This is a genomic window from Marinobacter sp. MBR-105 (assembly GCF_053628895.1).
The window spans coordinates 32,528-54,856 of sequence record NZ_JBRJHG010000015.1; the positions used below are offsets into that span (position 1 = coordinate 32,528).

At 58.9% G+C, this 22,329-nt stretch carries 15 protein-coding genes; 9 read left to right on the forward strand and 6 right to left on the reverse strand.

Annotation, left to right across the window (positions count from 1 at the left end; all coding sequences use genetic code 11):
• Nucleotides 1–255 precede the first annotated feature (255 nt).
• Complete coding sequence (locus ACSSVV_RS16315; RefSeq protein ID WP_454106570.1) at nt 256–1,338, forward strand: efflux RND transporter periplasmic adaptor subunit; 1,083 nt, start codon at nt 256–258, stop codon at nt 1,336–1,338.
• 5 nt (nt 1,339–1,343) lie between these two features.
• On the forward strand, nt 1,344–4,433 hold the full coding sequence (locus tag ACSSVV_RS16320) for an efflux RND transporter permease subunit (RefSeq protein WP_023009348.1): 3,090 nt from the start codon (nt 1,344–1,346) through the stop codon (nt 4,431–4,433).
• Here ACSSVV_RS16320 and ACSSVV_RS16325 read toward each other — a convergent pair.
• Nucleotides 4,427–6,052: a methyl-accepting chemotaxis protein gene (locus ACSSVV_RS16325; protein ID WP_454106571.1), complete on the reverse strand. Its 1,626-nt coding sequence runs from the start codon at nt 6,050–6,052 to the stop codon at nt 4,427–4,429. The genes ACSSVV_RS16320 and ACSSVV_RS16325 overlap by 7 nt on opposite strands.
• Before the next feature lie 92 nt (nt 6,053–6,144).
• Between ACSSVV_RS16325 and ACSSVV_RS16330 the strand changes: the two genes are divergently transcribed.
• Together ACSSVV_RS16330 and ACSSVV_RS16335 are read left to right on the forward strand one after the other, a co-directional pair.
• Nucleotides 6,145–6,873 carry a pseudouridine synthase gene (locus tag ACSSVV_RS16330; RefSeq protein WP_023009346.1) on the forward strand — a complete coding sequence of 243 codons (729 nt, stop codon included), beginning with the start codon at nt 6,145–6,147 and terminating at the stop codon, nt 6,871–6,873.
• A gap of 151 nt (nt 6,874–7,024) precedes the next feature.
• On the forward strand, nt 7,025–8,899 hold the full coding sequence (locus ACSSVV_RS16335) for a sensor domain-containing diguanylate cyclase (protein WP_023009345.1): 1,875 nt from the start codon (nt 7,025–7,027) through the stop codon (nt 8,897–8,899).
• On the opposite strand, the gene ACSSVV_RS16340 is transcribed toward ACSSVV_RS16335, so the two are convergent.
• A complete protein-coding gene (locus ACSSVV_RS16340; protein WP_023009344.1) occupies nt 8,890–10,335 on the reverse strand; it encodes an amidase in 1,446 nt (481 codons plus the stop codon). The genes ACSSVV_RS16335 and ACSSVV_RS16340 overlap by 10 nt on opposite strands.
• 188 nt (nt 10,336–10,523) lie before the next feature.
• On the opposite strand from ACSSVV_RS16340, the gene ACSSVV_RS16345 reads away from it, so the two are divergent.
• Entirely contained in the window at nt 10,524–11,132 is a 609-nt protein-coding gene (locus tag ACSSVV_RS16345; protein ID WP_113878868.1) for a methyltransferase family protein, read from the forward strand.
• Nucleotides 11,133–11,141: 9 nt separating this feature from the next.
• Here ACSSVV_RS16345 and djlA read toward each other — a convergent pair whose 3' ends face one another.
• Nucleotides 11,142–11,924 carry a co-chaperone DjlA gene (djlA, locus tag ACSSVV_RS16350; protein WP_011785578.1) on the reverse strand — a complete coding sequence of 261 codons (783 nt, stop codon included), beginning with the start codon at nt 11,922–11,924 and terminating at the stop codon, nt 11,142–11,144.
• Between the two features lie 49 nt (nt 11,925–11,973).
• On the reverse strand, nt 11,974–14,790 hold the full coding sequence (locus ACSSVV_RS16355) for an HD domain-containing phosphohydrolase (protein ID WP_454106572.1): 2,817 nt from the start codon (nt 14,788–14,790) through the stop codon (nt 11,974–11,976).
• Between the two features lie 90 nt (nt 14,791–14,880).
• Here ACSSVV_RS16355 and alkB point away from each other — a divergent pair, with 90 nt between their 5' ends.
• Nucleotides 14,881–15,531, forward strand: coding sequence for a DNA oxidative demethylase AlkB (gene alkB / locus ACSSVV_RS16360; protein ID WP_011785576.1), 651 nt, complete (start codon nt 14,881–14,883; stop codon nt 15,529–15,531).
• 4 nt (nt 15,532–15,535) lie between these two features.
• On the opposite strand, the gene ACSSVV_RS16365 is transcribed toward alkB, so the two are convergent.
• Nucleotides 15,536–16,816, reverse strand: coding sequence for an MgtC/SapB family protein (locus ACSSVV_RS16365; protein ID WP_022990968.1), 1,281 nt, complete (start codon nt 16,814–16,816; stop codon nt 15,536–15,538).
• 320 nt (nt 16,817–17,136) lie between these two features.
• Between ACSSVV_RS16365 and ACSSVV_RS16370 the strand changes: the two genes are divergently transcribed.
• The 3 genes from ACSSVV_RS16370 to ACSSVV_RS16380 all read left to right on the forward strand — a co-directional run bounded on the left by ACSSVV_RS16370 (nt 17,137) and on the right by ACSSVV_RS16380 (nt 21,127).
• Complete coding sequence (locus tag ACSSVV_RS16370) at nt 17,137–18,624, forward strand: SulP family inorganic anion transporter (protein WP_454106573.1); 1,488 nt, start codon at nt 17,137–17,139, stop codon at nt 18,622–18,624.
• Nucleotide 18,625: 1 nt separating this feature from the next.
• On the forward strand, nt 18,626–19,564 hold the full coding sequence (locus tag ACSSVV_RS16375) for a universal stress protein (protein ID WP_454106574.1): 939 nt from the start codon (nt 18,626–18,628) through the stop codon (nt 19,562–19,564).
• Between the two features lie 111 nt (nt 19,565–19,675).
• Nucleotides 19,676–21,127, forward strand: a complete 1,452-nt coding sequence (locus tag ACSSVV_RS16380; protein ID WP_454106575.1) for a phospholipase D family protein — start codon at nt 19,676–19,678, stop codon at nt 21,125–21,127.
• Nucleotides 21,128–21,133: 6 nt separating this feature from the next.
• Here ACSSVV_RS16380 and ACSSVV_RS16385 read toward each other — a convergent pair whose 3' ends face one another.
• The gene (locus ACSSVV_RS16385) at nt 21,134–22,324 is read right to left on the reverse strand and encodes an NAD(P)/FAD-dependent oxidoreductase (RefSeq protein WP_454106576.1); all 1,191 of its coding nucleotides are present in this window, start codon (nt 22,322–22,324) and stop codon (nt 21,134–21,136) included.
• Between the last annotated feature and the right edge of the window lie 5 nt (nt 22,325–22,329).

Here is a 22,329-nt window from a genome sequence, read left to right on the forward strand (position 1 = left end):
GTCAGGTTGTCGCTATCTCACCCGCTTGTCCACGCAAAAGCCCCCGGACGGTACCACGACCACCAGGACTAGCTTCACAAGGACCATAACTGCGTTGAGATTCATGAAATCGACAATCTGCTCTGAATTGAGTTGAACAATGTGTGTAGAATCTAACCCACGTTTTCAGGCGGATGCAAGGGCTTATTTCCGGAAATTCAACCGGTGCCGGCTTTTTCGCTTTCTCAAACCAAATCTGTTCACGGCGAGTGGTGCATGACAAGAGCAAAATGGAGCTCCCTGGGATTATCCCTTCTGGTCATCGTCTTATTGGTTATCTGGATGGCAACGGGTGAGGTAAAAGTTGCCAGTGATGAGGCGCCGGAGGAGCCGGCCTCCGAACAGGTAGCCATAACTCGGGTAGAGGTAACACCGGTCAGCGCCCGGACTTATCAGCCAGCCCTGAAACTTCAGGGCCAGCTGAAGCCCTGGCAGTCGGTTCAGGTCAGTGCCCGGGTGGATGGCACCGTTGAGCAACTGAAGGTTCAACTGGGGCAACAGGTGAAAGCGGGTACGGTGCTTGCGACCTTGTCGACGGATGGTCGGGATACGGTGGTACAGCGCTGGCAGGCCAGTATTCGCAAGTTGGAAGCGGATCTGGCCGCCGCCCGGAAGCTGCGTTCCAGCAATCTGGCCGCCGAAACTGAAATACTGCGCCTTCAGAGTGAACTCGCCGCGGCTCGAGCAGAACTCGCCGCGGCTGAACTGGCGCTGAATCACCTCAAGCCCATCGCACCGTTTGATGCCACTGTGAATCGTCGCGAAGTGGACGAAGGCAGTCTGGTGCAGGTGGGAACGCCCCTGTTTGAGCTGGTACAGATAGACCGCCTGAAAGCCACCGGACAGATCCCGCAACAATCGGCGGCGCTGGTTCAACCGGGGCAGGCCGTCGATATACAACTGCTGGACGGCTCCCGGCTGGCCGGCGTTGTCAGTTTTGTGGCCAGCGCTGCCAATTCGGACACCCGAAGTTTTGCGGTGGAAGTGGTGGTGGAGAATCCTGAATTGAAGCGGGCTGCGGGCGGCTCTGCCAGCCTGAGTATTCAACTGCCGGAACAACAGGCCACCTTCATATCGCCGGCTTATCTGGGGCTGGATGACGATGGCCGGCCCGGCGTGAAGTATGTCGATGCCGATAATCGAGTGGTGTTTGAGACCGTGCGGCTGCTGAGCGTCTCGACCGACGGTGCCTGGGTTGCCGGCTTGCCGCCGGAGATCCGCCTGATTACCCGGGGCGCCGGATTTGTCTCGCCGGGTGAGCAGGTGCGCCCTGTTGATACCTCAGACCAGCGGGGCTGACCGTCATGCGAGCTTTGATTGCCGCGGCCATGGACCGAAGCCGCACCACGCTGTTGTTGTTCCTGTTCCTGCTGTTGGGCGGTATGGCGGCCTACCAGGTGATTCCCAAGGAATCCAATCCGGACGTCACCATCCCGATGATCTATGTCTCGATGACGCTTGAAGGCATCAGCCCGGAAGACGCTGAGCGCCTGCTGGTCCGGCCCATGGAGCAGGAGCTGCGCTCGCTGGAAGGCATCAAGGAAATGCGGGGTACCGCCTCAGAAGGCCATGCCTCGGTGATGCTTGAATTCGACGCCGGTTTCGATCCGGACAAGGCCCTGCAGGATGTCCGGGAGAAGGTGGATACCGCCCGCAGCAAGCTACCCCAGGAAGCCGACGAACCCCGGGTCAATGAAATCAACGTGTCGCTGTTCCCGGTGTTGTCGGTAGGCCTGTCCGGTCCGCTGTCGGAACGCGAGCTGATTACCATTGCGCGCCGACTTCAGGATGCCATCGAAGCCATTCCCGAAGTGCTGGAGGTGGAAATTGGCGGCGACCGGGAGGATCTGCTGGAGATCGTGGTGGATCCCCAGGTGCTGGAAAGCTACGGCATCGATTTTGATCAGTTGGCCTCCCTGGTTACCCGGAACAACCAGCTGGTGGCTGCCGGCTCACTGGACACGGGTAATGGTCGGATGGCGCTGAAAGTGCCGGGAGTAATCGAAACCATCGAAGATGTGATGTCGATGCCTGTTAAGGTAGACGGCGACACTGTGGTTACCTTCGGTGATGTGGCCATGCTGCAGCGCACCTTCAAAGACCCGACCGGCTTCGCCCGCATCAACGGGGAGCCAGCCTTGGTACTGGAAGTTTCCAAGCGCTCGGGCGCCAACATTATTGAAACCATTGAGCAGATTCGCACCCTGATTGATGAGGCCCGGCCCCGGTTGCCGGAGACCCTCGATATCCGCTTCATCATGGACCAGTCCGAGGAAGTGCGCGATATCCTCTCGGATCTGCTCAACAACGTGCTGACTGCCATTGTGCTGGTAATCATCGTGGTGATCGCGGCCATGGGCCCACGATCAGCTGTGCTGGTGGGGCTCACCATCCCCGGGGCGTTTCTGACCGGCATCCTGGTGATCTGGAGCATGGGCCTGACGCTCAATATCGTCGTGCTGTTCAGCCTGATCCTCGTGGCGGGCATGCTGGTGGATGGCGCCATTGTGGTGTCTGAGCTGGCAGACCGGAATCTGTCGGACGGGCAGCCGGTCAAAGCCGCCTGGGTGGAAGCAGCCTCGCGCATGGCCTGGCCGGTTATTGCCTCCACGGCGACGACGCTTGCGGTCTTCGTGCCGCTGCTGTTCTGGCCCGGAGTGGTGGGCGAATTCATGAAATACCTGCCGATGACCGTGTTGATCTGCCTGATTGCTTCGCTGGCCATGGCGCTGGTTTTCCTCCCGGTTTTGGGTGGCGTGAGCGGTGGTCGCCGGCACCACGAGGATGCCAGTGAAGGGCGTTTCATGCGGGGCTACCGACAGGTGCTGGCCGCTCTTCTGCAGCGCCCGGGCCTGACCTTGCTCGGCACCCTGATGGTGATTGTTGTGATCTACGCCGCCTATGGGCGCTTTAACCATGGTGTCGAGTTTTTCCCGAGTGTCGAGCCCGAGTCGGCCCAGGTTCAGGTGCGGGCTCGTGGCGATCTTTCGGTGTGGGAACGGGATGCCATTGTGCGTGAAGTGGAGTCTCAGCTGCAGAATATGCCGGAGGTAAAGGCCCTGTATGCGCGCTCCATGGTGACCGCCAGCTCCCAGATGGCTCCGGATGTGATCGGCGTTCTGCAGTTCCAGTTCACGGACTGGTACACCCGCCGCACTGCCACGGATATTCTGGAAGACTTTCGGGAACGTACGGCAGATATCGCCGGTATTGAACTGGAGTTCCGCAAGCAGGAGGGTGGCCCGGCTGAAGGCAAGCCCATCGAGCTGCAGGTCAGCAGTATGGACAGCACACAGCTGGATGGCTATGTCGACAGCATTGAGAACCGCATGCGCGAACTCGGTGGTTTTGTCGATATTGAAGACGACCGGAGCCTGCCCGGGATCGAGTGGCGCCTGAATGTGGATCGTGAGGCGGCCGCTCGATTCGGTACCGATGTGTTGAGCATCGGCAGTGCGGTTCGGCTGGTAACCAATGGCCTGGTGCTGGCCACCTACCGGCCGGAAGATGTTCGCGATGAGGTGGACATTGCGGTGCGGGTGCCCAACAACTGGCGGGAGCTGGATCACCTGGAGCGCCAGACACTGAACACCCCTCGCGGTCAGGTGCCGCTGTCGGAATTCGTGGACCTGGAGCCAGGCGACAAGACCGGCTCAATCGTGCGGGTTGATGGCCAGCGCACGATCACCATCAAATCGGATATTGCGCCGGGCAGGCGAATGGACGAGCTGCTGCGGACCCTGCAGGCTGAGATGCCTGAGCCACCGGAAGGGGTGAGCGTGCGCTTTGCCGGCGAAAACGAGGATCAGCAGCAGGCCGCCAACTTCCTGACCTCCGCTTTTCTGGTTGCGGTTGGCCTGATGTTGCTGATTCTGGTGACCCAGTTCAATTCTCTTTACCAGACCCTTCTGATCCTGTCGGCGATTGTATTGTCCACCGCCGGAGTGCTGCTGGGCTTGCTGTTTTCCGGTCAGTCTTTCGGCGTGGTGATGGTGGGCATGGGCATTATTGCGCTGGCGGGTATTGTGGTGAACAACAACATCATCCTGATCGATACCTTCAACCAGATGAAGCGGGAGGGCAAAGCCGCCTACGAGGCCGCCCTGGAGACCGGATGTCTGCGTTTCCGGCCGGTGTTGCTGACGGCCATCACCACAATCCTTGGGCTTACCCCCATGGTGTTGGGGGTAAATGTGAATCTGTTGGAGCCATCATTGGGGCTAGGTGCGCCATCCACTCAGTGGTGGACGCAGCTGTCCAGCGCCATTGCAGGCGGCCTGGCCTTTGCGACGCTGCTCACTCTATTACTGACGCCGGCTTTGCTGGTTCTGGGAGAACGCACCGGCCAGCGGGTCAGGGGGCTGGTCCGGCGCATTTCACAGCGTGATCAGTAGCGGATTCGCCCAGCCAACTCCTGGGCCTTCCGGGCCATAGCCTCGAGCTCCGGAACCGTGCGCAGGTTCTGCTCTGCGGCATCGTGCATGGCTTCGGATATTTCGGCCACTTCTGTGACATTTCGGTTGATGTCTTCGCTGACACTGGTCTGCTCTTCAGCGGCGGTGGCCACCTGCGTTGTGGCGTCGTTTACCTTGATCATCCTCTGGGTAATGTCTGCCAGTGTGGTTCGTACTGCATCCACGGATTCGCTGCTCTCTTTGGCGACCACCTCAGAGGCCTGCATGTACTCTGTGGCGTCCCGGGAGCCATTCTGAATGGAGGCAATGATCTCATCTATTTCCACGGTGGCGTCCTGAGTTTTGGCTGCCAGGTTGCGAACCTCATCGGCAACGACCGCAAAACCCCTCCCGGCTTCTCCAGCTCTGGCAGCCTCTATTGCGGCGTTGAGCGCCAGTAGATTGGTCTGGTCGGCAATTTCCCGGATTACCCGCATGACGTCGCCGACCTGTTGGCCGCTTTTGGCCAGTTCAGCAACGGTGGCCGCGGAACTGCGGATCTGATCGGTCAATCGATTCATGCTGGCAACCGCCTGGTTGATCTGTTCGTCGGCGTGTCGCGTCTGGTTAGCGGTTTCGTCCACCTGGCTGGCAACAGAACTTGCGTGCTGTGCGACGTCCTGAGCGGTGGCTGACATCTCGTTCATCGCCGTAGCTATCTGGTCAATGCGTTGGTGCGCTTTGTCAGACTGAGAGGACACTGCGTCGGCGTTGGACCGAATCATCGCTCCGGTGTCGGCCAGCTGAGACGCGTTGTGTTGCATCATTTCGCCGGTTTCCCGCAGGAACCGGTGCAGGGTTCGGGCGGTGTCCGCCAGTCGACCCAGCTCGTCCGGGCGTTTCAGGGTTACCGGGTCTGTCAGGTCGCCCTCACCAATTCTGCTCAGTTTGGCAATCAGCTCCTGGGTCGGACGTACCACGGATGTCACCAGAACACCAAGACAGGCCAGCGTGCCCATCACGATGGCAGCGAGCAGCAAGCCACCCATCAGCCAGGTGGTTTCCGTTGCGCTGTCCCGCAATTCGCCGGAGTGGGAGACGGCCACGTCACGAATTTTGTTGGCCGCCTGCTCAATCAGTTGCGCGGGTTCACGATCAATTCCGGTCACCGCTTCATCGCCCTCGGTATGATCGTACCCCGAGGCCACGAAATCCTGGTATCCCGTCCGGTACGCTTCGCCCATCCGTTGATGGGCGGCCCTGAACCGGTCCATCAGCGCGCGGGCTTCCTGATCAGCGATTCTTGGGATCAATTGGTCCAGCTGTTGTTGGATACGGGACTCGGTCTTCTGGAACCGTTGCCAGTATTTATCGCGCTGGGCATCGTCGGCGCCGCGAATCAGGACGTTCTTCCATTCCTGAACCTGTGTCTTGAAATCGCTGAGAATGTCTTGCGCTTGCAGGGCCAGGACAATCTCATCACTGATCAGGTGCTCGTATTCATCCTGGCTGGAGAGTGATCGGTTGAAGTAAATGCCTGCAACAATCGCAATCAGAAGGTTGGAGACCACGATGATGGTAAGGATCCGGTTAAGGATGCTTTTGTTGTACCAGCGCATGGGCGGGGTCCTGTAAGATGCTAGGGATAATGGAGTATCGTGGCGGCCTCTGGCGGGCTGCCTGACTGGTTTATCGGCCGACATTTTATATTATGAACCCGCTCACAGAAATTTATCGTGATTCCCAGCTTCTGGTGGTTCACAAACCGGCCGGGTTGCTTATGCATCGCAGCCCGATTGACCGCCATGAGACGGAATTCGCGTTGCAGTACGCCCGTTCTATGAACGGCGGAGCGCATGTCTATCCGGTGCATCGGCTGGACCGGCCGACCTCTGGCATCGTTTTGTTCGCCAGGGATCAGGCAACGGCGAGGGTACTGGGGCTTGCAATGATGGCGGGCGAATTCAAGAAGACCTACCTTGCGTTGGTTCGAGGCTGGACGCCGGAACAGGGCGTGATCGATCATCCACTCCGGGAAGAGCCCGAAGACCGCCGATTGAAGGGAGAAGAACAGCCCGTCCGGCCGGCCCTGACTCGCTACCGTTGCATCGCCACCACGGAGTTGCCGGTCTCTATTGAGCGTTACCCCACCAGTCGTTACAGCCTGGTGGAGCTGAAGCCCGAAACCGGCCGGAAACATCAGCTCCGGCGGCACATGAAGCATATTAGTCATCCGATTATCGGGGATGCCAATCACGGGCGTGGCCGGCACAACCGGTATTTTGCTGAACGGTTCGGCTATGGGCGGTTGATGTTAGCGGCCACTGAGCTGGAACTTTCACACCCGGCCACCGGGGAAGTCCTGCGGTTCTCTGCCCCTCCCGAGGAGAGCTTCCGAACTGTGCTGGAAATATTTGAACAGGATACGGTGACGGGTTAAGGGCCGACGCCAGCCAGATCGGACAACTTGTGTAGCTTTTTATGTCAATTTGCGACAAATAGTACTTTCAGCAGACGTTGTCGCTACCTTGGTGCATACTCAGTCGTAAGCTTATAACAAATAACAAGTGCGTTTGACGCCCGAGAGTGCTATGCCACGGCTTTTTGTCTTCCTGACGCTGTTCTTTTATTTGGTGCTCCCTTCCATTGCCCATGCAGATGCCGGAGAGTGGGGGCCCTTTTCAAAACGCCTTGAGCTTTCACGGTTCGTCGATTACTGGAAGGAAACAGGGGCGCCATCGGTTGCTGACATACGGAACCTTCCGGACCAGGCCTGGACCCGAAACGGCAGTGACAGTGTCAGTCTGGGGTATGGCGAGGACATCTACTGGTTTCGGGTAAAGCTCACCAACACGCTTAAATCGGAAGCCAGTAATTTTCTGGAGATCGGTTATCCCGTCCTGGACCATATTGAGATCTACCGTGAGGTCAGGGGGAAGCTCCTCGAACCGCTGATCCTTGGGGATAAGCGTCCTTTCTACGATCGGCCGATCCACCACCGCAATTTCATTGTCCCGCTGGTGATGCCCGCGGAATCGTCCACAACGGTTTATCTTCGGGTGGACACCACCAGCTCTATGCAGGTGCCCATGACGCTCTGGGAGCAGGATGCCTTCTACGCGGCCGAACAGGCCCGTAGCCTGTTTGAGGGAATCTACTACGGCATCGTCCTGGTGATGATGCTTTACAACCTTTTCGTCTTCATGGCCGTGGGAGAGCGCAGTTTTCTCTACTACGTTGGCTATATTGCGGCGATGCCACTTTTCCTGGCGTCACTGCACGGTGTGGCGTTCCAGTACCTCTGGCCTGAGGCGACCTGGTGGAACGACCAATCCATTATTGTGTTCCTGAATCTGGTGGTGCTGTTCGGGGGAGCCTTCAGTATTCGCTTCATCAGTGTGACAAGAAAAAACCACCCGTGGCTGAACCGGTGGACGATGGCGATGATCATGACGGCCGGTCTGCTTGCCCTGGCGGGCCTTCTGATTCCCTACAGGCTGATGATTCTTCCGACCATTCTGGTTGCCTTTGTGGGATGCTCCACCATGCTTATGCTGAGTGTGGTGCGCTGGCTGAAGCGTGACCCAGCTGCCCGGTATTACACGGTGGCCTGGGTGTTTATGCTGTTCGGGGGCATCGTATTGGCGCTGAGCAAATTTACCATGCTGCCAAGGAACCTGCTGACTGAGAATGCCACTCAGGTTGGCTCGGCCCTTGGTGTGATTCTGTTATCACTTGCGCTGGCTGACAGGCTGAACCGGGAGAAGAAGAAGTCGTTTGCGGCCCAGCAGAAGTTATTGCGTGAGGAACGCAAAGCTCGACTGGCCCAGGAAAAATCGTTGCGTGTTCAGCAAGAGGCTAATGCTCTGTTGGAGGAGAGGGTGCAGGAGCGGACCCGTGACCTGGAATCCCTGAACGAACAACTACTGGAACTGAGTGCGACGGATCCCCTTACCGGACTCAAAAACCGGGGGCACTTTGACAAAAAGTTTCAGGCTGACGTGGTCCATGCCTATCGGTTTGAGGAGACGCTGTCGCTGCTGGTGGTAGATATTGATCACTTCAAGAGCTTTAACGATACCTACGGCCATCTGGTGGGCGATGACTGCCTGAAAATGGTCGCCGACTGCATCAAACGGCACGTCACCCGGCCGCAGGATCTGGCCGCCCGGTATGGCGGCGAGGAGTTTGTCGTCCTGTTGCCGGACACCCCGGAAGCCGGAGCTGTTCGGGTCGCCGAGAGAATCCGCGAGGAGATTCAGAAAACAGCTTTCCGGGTCTCGGATCAGGTACTTCATCTCACCGTCAGTATTGGTGTTTGCAGCTGCGCGCCCGCCCGGGCGGACGCCACCAAAGCGTTGTTTGCCTGCGCCGATGACGCGCTTTACCAGGCCAAGGCGGAGGGTCGTAACCGGGTAATTTCAAATACCCAGGCCGGGCGGGACCACGCAGTCTGTCAGGCCTGATTTGACCGGGCTGCCTGGTTAAGGGTTGGCCAGGGGTGGTTGGCTTCCAGCGCGTAGGCAATCTCGAGCAGCGTGCGCTCATCGCCATGCCGACCCATAAACTGCACCGAAATAGGCAGGTGCTGACTGCTTTCCCCCATAGGTAAGGCGATAGCCGGAGCACCAGTGGCGTTGGCCAGCGGCGTAAAACTCACATAGCGGGTCAGACGTTCGAACAGGGTATCGAAAGGTACGCCGGGGCTTAGATGGCCGAGCGGCGGTGTGGTATGTCCCAGGACGGGGGTCAGCACCGCGTCATAATCATTCATGTGCCTCTGATAGTCGTGCCAGGAGCGTTTCAGCCGCCAGATGACAGCGGGCAGGCGCCAGAACTGGCGGCGGAACATTTTGTCCAGGCCATTGGTCAGACCGTCCACTCGGGATTTGTCGAAATCCGGGTGATAGAGCTTCTTACCGCGGGCTTTTACACCGAACGCGAGCATCCCCCAGTAAAGCGCAAAGTCATCCGGAAATGAGCTGGCGACCGGCACATCCATGGGCTCGATAATGTGCCCCAGCTTTTCCAGGTAGCGGGCCGTCTGCTCCACCGTTTGCCGGGTTTCCGGGTCGGTGGGGTGGCCGTTGATGGAGTCCAGCACCAGGCCAATGCGCAACTGTCGGCCAGAGGGGCCCTGCACATGCCCGATGGCGGGTAGTTTCCGGTTCCTGAACCAGGACTCGGCGTACGCCAGGAAGCCGGCGGTATCGCGCACTGAACGCGTGACGACACCATCACTGATGATGTTGACGGGCAAATCCCGGGCGGCATCATTGTCCACTACGCGCCCCCTCGTCGGCTTCAGGCCCACCAATCCGCAACAGGCCGCCGGTATCCGGATAGAGCCGCCACCGTCATTGGCGTGGGCAATGGGCACCACGCCGGCTGCCACCAGGGCGGCAGCGCCGCCGGAGGAAGCGCCACAGGAATAGTCCAGGCTCCATGGGTTGCGTGTCGGGTCTCCCTGGGCGGGCTCAGTTGAGGCGTTAAAACCGAATTCCGGCAGTGTGGACTTGCCCAGGCAAATAAAGCCCTGGGCCAGCATCTGTTCGGCAAAAGGGCTGGTTCTTTTCGCCACCCGGGGCGTGACAGCCTGTGAGCCGTGCCCGGTGGGCAAACCCTCAACGTCCGTGTTGTCCTTGATATAGGTAGGCACACCGGCAAAGGGGCCAGTCTGGGCGCCCGGTCGCTGGCTCTGTGTCAGCGCTGGCTGATAACGTTCGGCCACCACACCATTGATCACCGGCGCCGCCAGCTGTGCCCGCTCAATCGCCGCCGCCGTCACTTCCTGCGCCGAAACCTCGCCTGAACGAATCCGTTCAGCAAGTGCGGTAGCGTCGTTGTCGGCCATCGCGTCGTTGCGGAAACAATGGAAGCGGGTACTGGGTGGCTGATTCATGGCGGCTCCTGAAAGCAAAAACAGAGGCTTACTAACATAACCCAGGCTTAAACGTGACGATATGTCATTTCAGGTATGGCGTCACAAAATGGGTGCAAAATATGGCAGCAAAGGATTGATCGGTGTCTCTTTCAATGCAGCCTCAAGCACAGTAAGCTGTTTGCCAACCTACTGAACCAGAATGAATAATGGATCTGATCGAGCCTGCTGTCCGGGTTTTTCTCGGCGTTTTTTTCCTGATGATTGGTCTGCAGTTTGCGGCCCGTACGCTCGGCCTGTATTCACGATTAGGCTTCTCTCACATCAACTATGGCAGGGCCGGTACGGCTACCTGGTGGCATCGCCACACCTTTAACCTGTTCCGGGCTGCGATTCTGCTGGTTTGCCTGGCCAGGATCTGGGTTGATCTGGACGCCTGGCTGGGCGTTTTCCCCCTGCTGTACCACTGGCCGGTGGTACTGGCCGGGGCTGTGCTTCTGCTGGTTTCCTACACAGCCGTGAATTATCTGCAGGCCTACATGCATGAGGACTGGCGTTCCGGCATTGATGACCAGCATGGCAGTGGGCACCTTCTGACCGATGGACCATTTGGTCGCAGCCGGAACCCGCTGTTTCTGGCGGTGATGACGGGGCAGTTGGGGTTCTTTCTGGCGTTGCCCAGCGTGTTTTCGCTGGTGTGCCTGGTGACTGGCGTGCTGGTGATCATGCGCCAGGCCAGGGAGGAAGAGAAAGCCCTGGCCAGGCGTTTTGATGAACAGTACGAGGCCTATTGCAAACGGGTGCCCCGCTGGTTCTGACTGTCGGGTTCAGGACGCTTTGTTCCGCGCTTCCTTGATCACGTCGTAAGCGTGGCTGATTTCACGGGTTCGTTCTTCCGCCATTTCCCGCATACTTTCGGGCAAGCCGCGTCCGGCGAGTTTGTCCGGGTGGTTTTCACTCATCAGCTTGCGGTAAGCGCGCTTGATCTCGGCGTCTGAGGCCTCTGGCGAGACGCCAAGAACCTTGTAGGCATCATCGATCTGCTGGCTGCTGGAATAATTGCGGGTACCGCCCGCCTGGCCGGCATGGGCACCACGCAGCATAGCTTCAAGCTGGTCGACCTGACTTTCCGGCAGCCCCAGCCCACGGGCGATACGAACCAGCATTTCGTGCTCGGCCGGATGTACCTGCCCGTCTGCGGCAACCGCAGACACCTGTACCTGCAGAAACATCTGCAACAGCACCGGCTGGCGGCCGGAAGCCTGCATGAAGCGCTGGAGTTCGGCGTCCAGGTCGAAGTCCGATGCTTTACCCCGGTTGAACGCTTCCTTGGCCATGGCTTTCTGGGATTCGTTCAGGCGAAAGCGAACGAACATGGCCTCTGCCATCTGGATTTCATCCCGTGAGACCACACCATCGGCCTTGCACAGGGCGCCCATCACCGCGAACACGGATTCAATGAAACCGGCCTGCAGCCCCTGAAGCTTGCCCAGCAGTCGGCTTTTCATGCGCTGGAACAGGAACGCACCAATGGCTGCGCCAACCAGAAAGCCGGGGAATCGACCAAAGGCATAACCGATCAGACCGCCAAAAATGATTGCGAACAGCATTCTCTATCCTTCGTTGAGTAAACAGTCCTGAGAATATACGTGTTTTTGGTCAGGGCTTCATGAACAGGCTTTCATCCACGGTATCAATCTGCTCGGCCTTCAGGTGCTGGGCACCGTAGCGCCGATAGGTTCCGGAGCGTACGAAGAGCAGGAATACCTCCCGGTCTATATGGCCCTGTCTGGTCATGTTATCCATGATGTTCAGCGCTTCAGACAGTGTCTTGCCCTGCTTGTAAGGGCGATCCACGGCGGTCAGCGCCTCGAAGATGTCAGCCACGGCCATGATTTTCTCGGGAATGCTCATGTCCTCACCGCTCAGGCCGAAGGGGTAGCCCTTGCCGTCCACACGCTCGTGGTGGGTGCCGGCCAGCCGGGGCACACGGGCCAGACGGTCTGGCAGGGGCAGGGCATCCAGCATGCAGATGGTCTGCACGATGTGTTCGTTGATACGGAAGCGCTCTTCTTCCGTCAGGGTGCCGTACTGGATGGTCAGATTGTGGAGTTCTCCCCGGTTGTAGGCATACTCAGGCAGCTTCATGTCAAAGCCCCAGAGATTGCGCGGGTCGTCCCGCTGGACCGGAGGCACCCGGTCGCCCCAGGTGCGAATATGCCAGGGTTTGTCTGCCAGCAGTGGCTCTGTGGCGGGCAGTGCCGCTTCCGGAGAATCCGCCAGGGCTTGCTGCTCATCCCCGGAGAGGCCCAGCCGGTCACTGAAATGGCGTTGCCAGGTCTGGGCTCCGATCTGGCGAATACGCGCTACATCCTCGTCCGACATGGACTCACTGCCCACATTGGCGTTTGCCAGGAAGCCAAAGTCAGCCTGCAGTTTTGCCTGGGCCTCATCTCTGTAACGGGCAGCCTGGGTCGGGTCTTCTCCATTCAGGCAGGCTTGAAGGTAACGGACCTCGGCATCCCGGTGCAGGATTTCAAAGCGGGCCCGGATTTCGTGGATGCGGTTGTAGATGGTTTCCAGCTTTACGGCTTTGTCGACCACATATTCCGGGCTGGTGATCTTGCCGCAGTCGTGCAACCAGGCCGCCAGGTGAAATTCGTAACGTTCGTCTTCGTTCATGCGGAAATGGGCAAAAGGCCCTTCCGATGCCTGCTCTGCCACCTCCGTGATCATCTGGGCGAGCTTGGGCACCCGCTCGCAATGGCCGCCGGTGTAGGGCGACTTGGCATCAATGGCGCTGGCCACCAGGCGGATAAACCCATCGAGCAGGGCCTGCTGGCTTTCGATCAGTTCACGGGTTTCGATGGCAACTGCGGCGGAGCCGGCAATTTCATCCACGAAAACAATCAGGTCATCACTGAGGTGGGTGTGGTCGCCCACTTCCATCTCGATGATCAATGCACCAATGAGTTTCTTGCGTCGATTACGCAGGATGGCAAACACCGGGTGGCCGGATATGTGGTTTCTGAGCTGTCGAATGATCTCGTTATCGTCTGCCGCCTGGTTGATGGCTGGCAGGCTGGCGGGCAGTTCAAGTCCGCGGTTAACAGCCAGGTCGAGCTTATGTTCATGGCTGCTGTACAGGTAAATCGCGCCCCGTTCCTGGCTGACGATGGCGATGATCTGATCAAGAATGTCGCGTAACAACTGGTTCAGATCCTGGCCCCGGTTGAGCACCGTGGCGATGTTCTGGAAGCTTCGGATGGTGCGGGCCATGTCATCCAGGGCAATGCTGAGTTCCGAGGCTTCCCGGATATGGGACTCCGAGCGGATTGGCGTGTCAAAGCGGAAGCGGGAGAGGCTGCTGACCCGGTCGGTCAGGCGTTCAAGGGGTTTGCCCACCTGGCGCCCCATAAACCAGCCAAGTATCAACAGCAGAAGCGCTATGGCGCCGGCGATCGCGGTCTGGCGGGCAAGGGCAGCCCAGACATCGGCCAGCAGTTCATCCGAGGGAATGGCGACAACTACGGAGAGTGCTTCATCGGGCAGGGTTCCAAGTTGCTCGGCCATGCCATACCAGTCACGGCCCTGCTGATGAAAGCGGCGGATTTCCCGGTTGGTGCCCGGCTCAAGCACCTGGCGGATCACGGTATCGGGTTCGGTGTTACCGTCGGCGTCTGCAAGCAGTTCCCCGGAGGCGCTGACAATGGCCAGCCGGCTGCCTGGGGTCTGTTTCAGCTCCGCCAGTTGCGAGCCCAGGTCGGTCACGGTGACATCAACACCCAGCACGGTACCCGGGATACTGGCGGCCCTCTGAGACAGGGTCAGCCCGGTTTCCTGGGTGGTGAAAAACACATAAGGCGCTGATAGCTGGAGCGAATCTCCGGCCCTGGCTGCCTGATACCAAGGGCGCTGGCGGGGACCATAGTCGTAATCCGGCAGCGAGCGGCGTTCGAGCAGTTCCAGGTCGCTGTTATAGAATTGCCAGATGCCCTTGCGCAGGTTGCCCTGGTATTCCAGGCTTTGCAGCAGATAGCGACTGGTTGCGGGGGCGTCCGGAAACTGGAGTGAGCCCGAACTGCGAATCTTACGGAACAGGAAAAAATCGCCATTGTCATAGCCTGCGTATACCGCACTGACAATATCGCTGCTGGTGAGCACATCGGCAATCACCGGCAGGCGTTGCCGTCGTAGCTCAAGGGTGGAACTCCGGGTGAGTGGGTCGTGCCGCAACAAGGCCAGCGCCGTAGCCGGCGGTTGGGTAATGGCATTGATACGATCGTCCACGCTGAGAGCCAGCTGTCGGGCAGTGGCGGCGGCAGCGGTGACCTTGGCCTGTTCCATGCCCCGATAACTCTGGGCCACCAGTGTGATGGCCAGTATCAGCATTCCCAAGGTGATGGCAGAGGCTATCAGGAATGCCAGTGATACCCGGGCGGACTGTTTGTTGTGTGGCGGTTTTGTCTGTCTCACAGCGTCGGGATCCAACGACGGATGAAGGGTTCTCTAAGTGTAGACGCTCTGCGGGCGTTATTCTGATTTCAGAAGATAAACGGGTGGCTTATGACGCCAGATCTGTTTTCCGGGTTGAACGATCAACCGACAATGGAAGCCTTTGACGAGGGCGTGGTTGTGCTACGGCGCCATGCCGTGAAGCACCAGCAAGCCTTGATGCGAGATATAGAACAGGTGGCGCGACAGGCGCCGTTTCGCCACATGAAAACGCCGGGTGGCCATCAGATGTCGGCCGCCATGACCTGTTGCGGCCCCCTGGGATGGGTGACTGACGAGACAGGGTATCGCTACCAGCCTCAGGATCCCTTATCCGGGCTTCCGTGGCCGGCCATGCCCGAAAGCTTTGTCTCATTGGCCTGCAAGTCAGCCCGGGAAGCGGGATTTCCCGGCTTTGACCCGGATGCCTGCCTGATTAATCGCTATCAGCCTGGGGCCAAAATGGGACTGCATCAGGATAAGGACGAAAAAGACTTTGCCTGGCCCATTGTGTCGGTGTCTCTGGGCCTGCCCATTGTGTTTCAGTTTGGTGGACTCAAGCGCAGCGACCGCCCCGCGCGTATTCTGCTGGAACATGGTGATGTGGTGGTCTGGGGCGGCCCGGCCCGTTTGCGTTACCACGGCGTCCTGACTCTGAAAGCCGGTGAACACCCGGTGACCGGCTCGGCCCGCTACAATCTGACCTTCCGTAAGGCTGGCTGATACCTTATTGCAGCCAGGCCACCAACAGGCCTGCGGCCAGAGATAACACCATCGGGCCAGCCACCAGCAGACCGGTTTGTCGGTTGCCGATACTCCAGGCGATGCCCGATTTCACCAGATTATTCACCGCTGCCGCGATGACAATCCCCAGCACGGCTGCATCCATGCCCAGGCCATCGTTGGACATCCGGGTAAGAGACAGGGTGATGGCATCGACATCCGCCACGCCAGAGGTGGCGGCCAGGGCGTAAATGCCGACATCGCCAAAGGCATTCTTGAGGAATTCCCCCAGTAACAGAATGGCGGTCAGCAAGAAACCGAACACCAGTGCGGAAGAGAGATCCAGCGGGTTCTGGTTCATGGTGGGCTGGCTCACCTGCAGTTGCCGGGCGTTGCGGCGCCAAATGATCAGCGCGGGCACGTAGAGGAGGGCGGTCATCATGGCGACCGGCCAGATCAGGCTGGGTAGCAGTGCCTTGTTGATGACCAGGCAATAAACCAGAATCCGGGGGAACATGGTGCCGCAGGCAATCAGGATGCCGGCAGCAAACTGCGGGCTGAAGTCGGGATTCTTCGCCGATTGCCGGGCGAAGTGCAGGCTCAGGGCGGTAGATGAACTCAATCCGGCAAACAGACTGGTGAACAGAATGCCTTTGCGGGCTCCGGCCACCCGGATGGCAAAGTAACCGACAAATGAGATGGAGGCGATCATCACCACCATCCACCAGATTTCCCGGGGGTTGAGCACGCCACCCGGGCCCATAGCCTCGTTTGGTAGCAGAGGCAGCATCACCACCGAGATCAAGAGCAGTTTAAGGGCCGCGTCCAGTTCGCTGGCCTGAAGTTTGTGTACCCAGCCGTGGATTTCTTCCTTGTTGTCCAGAATGATGGCGGTGACCACCGCAGCAGCGGTGGCGATCACCGGATCCACCGCCACGGCAACGGCGCCAAAACAGAAGGTCAACAACATGCCGACCATGCCGGTAATGCTGAAATTGCGGATGTGTTCCAGGCGCTCGCTGTAGGCCACCAGCCCCATGGCCACTACACTGAGTAGCAATACCGGAAAGGCCCAGGGGGTAATCTGCTCCGACAATACGGCGGCAATACCGCCCAACAGCCCGACCAGTGAGAAGGTGCGGATACCGGCAATGCGTTCCCCGGATTTCTGCTCCCGGGCATCCCAGCCCCGCTCCAGGCCAATGATGGCTCCGAGCAGCAAGGCCACGGCCAGATTGATGGTGGTCTGGTTGGCGTTTAGGAACTGGCTTGCTACATCATCCATGTACTTGTCACCAAAAAGATTATTTAAACGCATTCTAGGCAATTAGCGGTCGTGGGGGCACCCCTGGGGTTTTGGATTCCGAGCCACGCCTTACTTTAAACACCGCATTCTGGTAAGCTTCGCGCCCCTGATTTCAAAGTAACCTGATTTTAATCAAAGCGTAGCTCGCCAAAACCGTGACGATCCTTCCGCCCTAGCGTTTCATCTTTCCTTCACTGGTTTCCGCCAGTATTCCGAGCAGACTTTCCTGTGTTTGCCTGGCCGCCCGTGGGCGCGCGAGACGACAGACTCTTTTCTGAACAGACTGGAATTACCCGACTATGGTCAATGCACTCAAGCAAAACTGGTTTTCGAACATTCGTGGCGATTTGCTCGCCGGTATCGTGGTGGCCCTGGCGTTGATCCCGGAGGCGATTGCCTTCTCGATCATTGCCGGTGTCGATCCAAAAGTAGGCCTGTATGCCTCCTTCTGTATTGCCGTGATTATTGCCTTTGTGGGTGGTCGTCCGGGAATGATCTCGGCGGCCACCGGCGCCATGGCGCTGCTGATGGTGACGCTGGTTAAAGAGCATGGCTTGCAATACCTGCTGGCCGCCACACTGCTGACTGGTGTGATCCAGATTGCCGCCGGCTATCTGAAACTGGGTGGTCTGATGCGGTTTGTGTCCCGATCGGTGGTGACCGGTTTTGTGAACGCTCTGGCCATCCTGATTTTTATGGCCCAGTTGCCGGAGCTCACCAACGTGACCTGGCACGTCTACGCCATGACCGCCGCTGGCCTGGCCATTATCTACCTGTTTCCGTTGATACCCACCGTGGGCAAACTGATTCCCTCGCCCCTGGTCTGCATTGTCGGCTTGACCATTGTGGCCATGGTCATGGGCCTGGATATTCGCACCGTGGGTGACATGGGAGAACTGCCGGATACCCTGCCAATTTTCCTGTGGCCAGAGGTGCCACTGACCCTTGAAACCCTGATGATCATCCTGCCGTACTCCATTGCCCTGGCTGTTGTGGGCCTGCTGGAATCCCTGATGACGGCGACGATTGTCGATGATCTGACGGACACCACCAGCGACCGTAACCGCGAGTGCAAGGGCCAGGGCATTGCCAATATCGGGTCCGGCTTGCTGGGCGGCATGGCCGGCTGCGCGATGATCGGCCAGTCCATCATCAACGTGAAATCCGGTGGTCGCACACGTTTGTCCACGCTCACGGCCGGTGTCTTCCTGCTGATTCTGGTGCTGGTGCTCGACAAGTGGCTGGTGCAGATTCCGATGGCTGCGCTGGTGGCGGTGATGATTATGGTCTCCATCGGTACGTTTAGCTGGGATTCCATTCGTAATCTCAGGGAGCACCCATTGTCCACCAATATCGTGATGCTGGTGACCGTCATTGTGGTGGTCGCCACCCATAACCTGGCTTTCGGCGTGCTGGCCGGTGTCCTGCTGGCGGCTCTGTTTTTCGCCAACAAGGTTGGCCACTACATGCTGGTGACCTCCGAGCTTGACGAGCAAACGGACACTCGTCGCTATACCGTGGTGGGCCAGGTGTTCTTCAGTTCCTCGGAAAAATTCCTGGAATCCTTTGACTTCAAGGAAGCGGTGGACAATGTTGTGATAGACCTCAGCCGCGCGCACTTCTGGGACATTACCGCCGTTGGCGCGCTGGACAAGGCGGTGATCAAGTTCCGCCGAGAGGGTGCGGATGTAGAAGTGATTGGCCTGAATGAGGCCAGTGCCACCATCGTTGACCGCTTCGGAGTGCACGACAAGCCCGACGCCGTTGACCAGCTGATGGGGCACTGATATGACTCAGACCAAAGAAAACTCTGATATTCGCAGCAATAATAACAACCAGAATCACGAGCAAGGCGAGGCAGCTATGACGGCAGACAAGTTGAGAATTGTGGCGTGTATTGACGGCTCCAGGGCCGCCCCTGCAGTGTGCGATTTTGCCGCCTGGGCCAGCCGACATATGGAAACGCCGTTGATGCTGCTGCACGTTCTGGATGAAGAGCGTTATCCGGCTGAGCCGGATCTGGCTGGCAGTATCGGCCTGGGTAGCCGCGAGCATTTGCTGGATGAGCTGGCGGAGCTGGACCGTAAGCGTTCCAAGCTTGCCCTGGAGCATGGCCACCACATGCTGGACGAAGCAGAGGCCAGGGTAAAAGCCGCGGGTATTGGCGAGACGGTCAAGCGCCAGCGCCATGACAACCTGGCCGAGGCTCTGACCGCGCTGGAAAAAGAAACCCGGCTGTTTGTGATGGGGTTGCACGGTGAAAGCAGTTCCGATCGGGATGCGCACATCGGTAGCCAGCTTGAGACCGTGATCCGTAGTGTGCATCGGCCGATTCTGCTGGTGCCGGATGAATACAGCGAGCCGAAAAGCGCCATGGTCGCCTTTGATGGCAGTGCGACGGCCTTCAAGGGCATTGAGATGATTGCGGCCAGCCCGGTGTTACGGGGTATGCCCCTGCACCTGGTGATGGTTGGGGCGGACACGGCTGATCGTTGGGAGCAGCTGAAGAAGGCGGAAAAAATGCTGGAAGGCCTAGGCGTGGAGATCACGCTGGCTATCCGGGCCGGCGATGTGGAGCCCACGCTGCATGCCTATCAGGAAGAGCACGGCATCGATATTCTGGTGATGGGGGCTTACGGCCACTCGCGAATCCGGCAGTTTCTGGTGGGCAGTACGACAACCACCATGCTGAAAACCGCGCACAAGCCGCTGGTTATTCTCAGATAAGGAGCAACCATTGCTCTCACAGGCAGCCGGGGAGGGAAACCGATGATCAGAGGGTTATTGACCCTGATATCCCTGGTTGTCCTTGCTGGCTGTGCAGGAGGAATCAAGCCCATGGAACACGGGCCGGCAATACCGGTCGTCTCGGAGCCAGACGTTTTTCTGCAGGCGCAGAGCGAAGAGCGGGTCGGCGCCGGGCTGCCGGCGGTAAAACTGCTGAACACCGGCCAGGATGCCTTCCTGGCCAGGGCCGCACTGATCGAGACCGCCAGCCAGCGCATCGACGCCCAGTATTACATCTGGAACGACGATGACAGCGGCCGCTACCTGGCCAGCAGGTTGGTTGCGGCCGCGGATCGCGGCGTGGTGATTCGCCTGCTGCTGGATGACATAAACGTCGCTGGCAAGGAATCCCTGTTCGCCCTCCTGGATGCCCATGCCAATATCCGCGTGCGTATTTTCAACCCATCCCGGTCCCGGGATGGCTTTGGTCGCTGGCTCTCGTTTATCACCGACTTTGATCGCATCAATCGGCGTATGCACAACAAGACCTTTGTGGTGGATGGTCTTGTGGGTATTGCCGGGGGCAGGAACATCGGGGATGAGTATTTCGATCAGCATCCGACACTGAATTTCCGGGATCGCGATGTTCTGGTGTTGGGGCCACTGGCGGGGGACATGACTGCCAATTTCGAGGCCTACTGGGACAGTCCCTGGACCCTGCCGCTGGCAGAGCTTTATTCGAAGCCTCAACAGCCGCAATCGAAACTCAGCGCCCTGATCGAGTCCGCCGCATCCAGGCATTACCAGGTCGAGCCGCCTGGAGACCGGGAAACGGCAAGGGGCTATCTGGAGACCTTGTTTGCCAACACCGTGTCCGCACCCGCCGAACTGGTGTTCGATCCGCCTCCCGAAGACCCGGATGCACCGGCAGAGGCTCCCCAGAGAACCGCACAAGCCCTGTATGATCTGGTAGAGGATGCTCGCTCCGAGATTTTGATTGAATCGGCGTATCTGATCCTCACCGACAACCAGCTGAAAGCGGTTGACGGAATTGGCAACGGTCGCCTGGAAGTCGCTGCACTGACCAACTCCCTGGCGACGAATGATCTGGTGACCAATCATTCGGGTTATGCCCGCTGGCGCCGGGCGATGCTGCAACAAGGTATTGAACTGCACGAATTGCGACCGGATGCCCCTGCCTGCCAACGTTGGGTGGCCGCCAGTGCGGCTTGTGACGGCGGTGAGGTAAGCCTTCACTCCAAAGCGGTGGTGTTTGACCGGGAAACGCTGTTTATCGGATCTTTCAACGTGAATCTGCGTTCCATTTATCTCAATGGCGAGACGGTGCTGGTGATCAAAAGCCCGGAGCTCGCGGGTGCGGTGGCGGACGATATCCGTTACGCCATGGAGCCGCGGAATAGCTGGAAGGTTGAACTGAACGGCCAGCAGGAGCTGGTCTGGCGGTCAGAGGGGCAGGAGGTGCAGCACGAACCGGAGGTGGGTTTCTGGCGTCGGGCCATGTCGCGGATGCTGTCTTGGCTGCCTATCGAGAAGTACCTGTAGCGGGGCTCAGGCCTCGTTGCCGGCAGCCACACCGGACGCCCAGGCCCACTGGAAATTGTGACCACCCAGGTGCCCGGTCACGTCCACCACTTCGCCAATAAAAAACAGATTCGGCCGGTCCAGAACCGCCATGGTTTTGGAGGAGAGCTGGCGCGTATCGACCCCGCCCAGGGTCACTTCCGCGGTTCGGTAGCCTTCGGTGCCGGCCGGTTTCACCGTCCAGTTGCCCAGAGTGTCGGCAATCTGCTCGATCTCCTGATTGCTGCAGCCCTGCAGTGGGCCCTGCCAGCCCTGAAGTTCATTAAATGCCTGGGCAAAGCGTTTGGGCAGATGCTGGTTGAGATACTGCGCCAGAGTGGATTGCGGCTTTTGCTTTCGAAGTGCCAGCAGGTCCTCCTGAATTGGCTGGCCGGGTAACAGGTTGATGTGCACCTCATCCCCCGGCCGCCAGTAGCTGGACACCTGTAACATGGCCGGGCCACTCAGCCCTCGGTGCGTCACCAGCATGGGCTCACGGAAGTGCTGGTTATGGCAGTGGGCATCGACCGGGCAACTGACCCCCGAGAGTGGGGCCAGTTGTTGTTTCAGCTCCGGTTGTAGGGTAAAGGGCACCAGCCCGGCCCGGGTCGACAGGATGTTCAACCCGAATTTTCTGGCAAGCTCATAGCCGAATCCGGTCGCGCCCATGGTGGGAATGGACAGGCCGCCGCAGGCAACCACCAGAGATTCGCAGCTCAGCACGCCGCTGCCAGTCACAACCTGATAGCCACCGCTCACCTCTCGCACATTCTGAATCTGGGTCTTCAGCCGGATCTCCGCGCCTGCCCATTCACATTCGGTCAGCAGAACATTGAGGACGTCTTTGGCGCTGTTCCGGCAGAACAACTGACCGGGCGCTTTCTCCTCGTACTCGACGCCGTGGCGATCCACGAGTTCTAGGAAATCCTGGGGCGTGTACCGCTTCAACGCCGAGATACAGTAATGGGGATTATCCGAGAGGAAATTGGCGGGTGTGCTGTTCAGATTGGTGAAATTGCAGCGCCCGCCGCCGGACATCAGAATCTTCTTGCCCGGTTTGTTGGCATGGTCCAGCACCAGCACACGCCGACCACGGTAGCCGGCGGTTGCTGCACACATCAGCCCTGCTGCGCCGGCGCCGATGATAATTACGTCATACGCTGAGGATGAACCTGCCATGAGAC

Bases quoted from the DNA above. Each gene is read 5' to 3' on its own strand.
- ACSSVV_RS16315 (WP_454106570.1), top strand. From the start codon at position 256: ATGACAAGAGCAAAATGGAGCTCCCTGGGATTATCCCTTCTGGTCATC.
- ACSSVV_RS16320 (WP_023009348.1), top strand. From the start codon at position 1,344: ATGCGAGCTTTGATTGCCGCGGCCATGGACCGAAGCCGCACCACGCTG.
- ACSSVV_RS16325 (WP_454106571.1), bottom strand. From the start codon at position 6,052: ATGCGCTGGTACAACAAAAGCATCCTTAACCGGATCCTTACCATCATC.
- ACSSVV_RS16330 (WP_023009346.1), top strand. From the start codon at position 6,145: ATGAACCCGCTCACAGAAATTTATCGTGATTCCCAGCTTCTGGTGGTT.
- ACSSVV_RS16335 (WP_023009345.1), top strand. From the start codon at position 7,025: ATGCCACGGCTTTTTGTCTTCCTGACGCTGTTCTTTTATTTGGTGCTC.
- ACSSVV_RS16340 (WP_023009344.1), bottom strand. From the start codon at position 10,335: ATGAATCAGCCACCCAGTACCCGCTTCCATTGTTTCCGCAACGACGCG.
- ACSSVV_RS16345 (WP_113878868.1), top strand. From the start codon at position 10,524: ATGGATCTGATCGAGCCTGCTGTCCGGGTTTTTCTCGGCGTTTTTTTC.
- djlA (WP_011785578.1), bottom strand. From the start codon at position 11,924: ATGCTGTTCGCAATCATTTTTGGCGGTCTGATCGGTTATGCCTTTGGT.
- alkB (WP_011785576.1), top strand. From the start codon at position 14,881: ATGACGCCAGATCTGTTTTCCGGGTTGAACGATCAACCGACAATGGAA.
- ACSSVV_RS16365 (WP_022990968.1), bottom strand. From the start codon at position 16,816: ATGGATGATGTAGCAAGCCAGTTCCTAAACGCCAACCAGACCACCATC.
- ACSSVV_RS16370 (WP_454106573.1), top strand. From the start codon at position 17,137: ATGGTCAATGCACTCAAGCAAAACTGGTTTTCGAACATTCGTGGCGAT.
- ACSSVV_RS16375 (WP_454106574.1), top strand. From the start codon at position 18,626: ATGACTCAGACCAAAGAAAACTCTGATATTCGCAGCAATAATAACAAC.
- ACSSVV_RS16380 (WP_454106575.1), top strand. From the start codon at position 19,676: ATGGAACACGGGCCGGCAATACCGGTCGTCTCGGAGCCAGACGTTTTT.
- ACSSVV_RS16385 (WP_454106576.1), bottom strand. From the start codon at position 22,324: ATGGCAGGTTCATCCTCAGCGTATGACGTAATTATCATCGGCGCCGGC.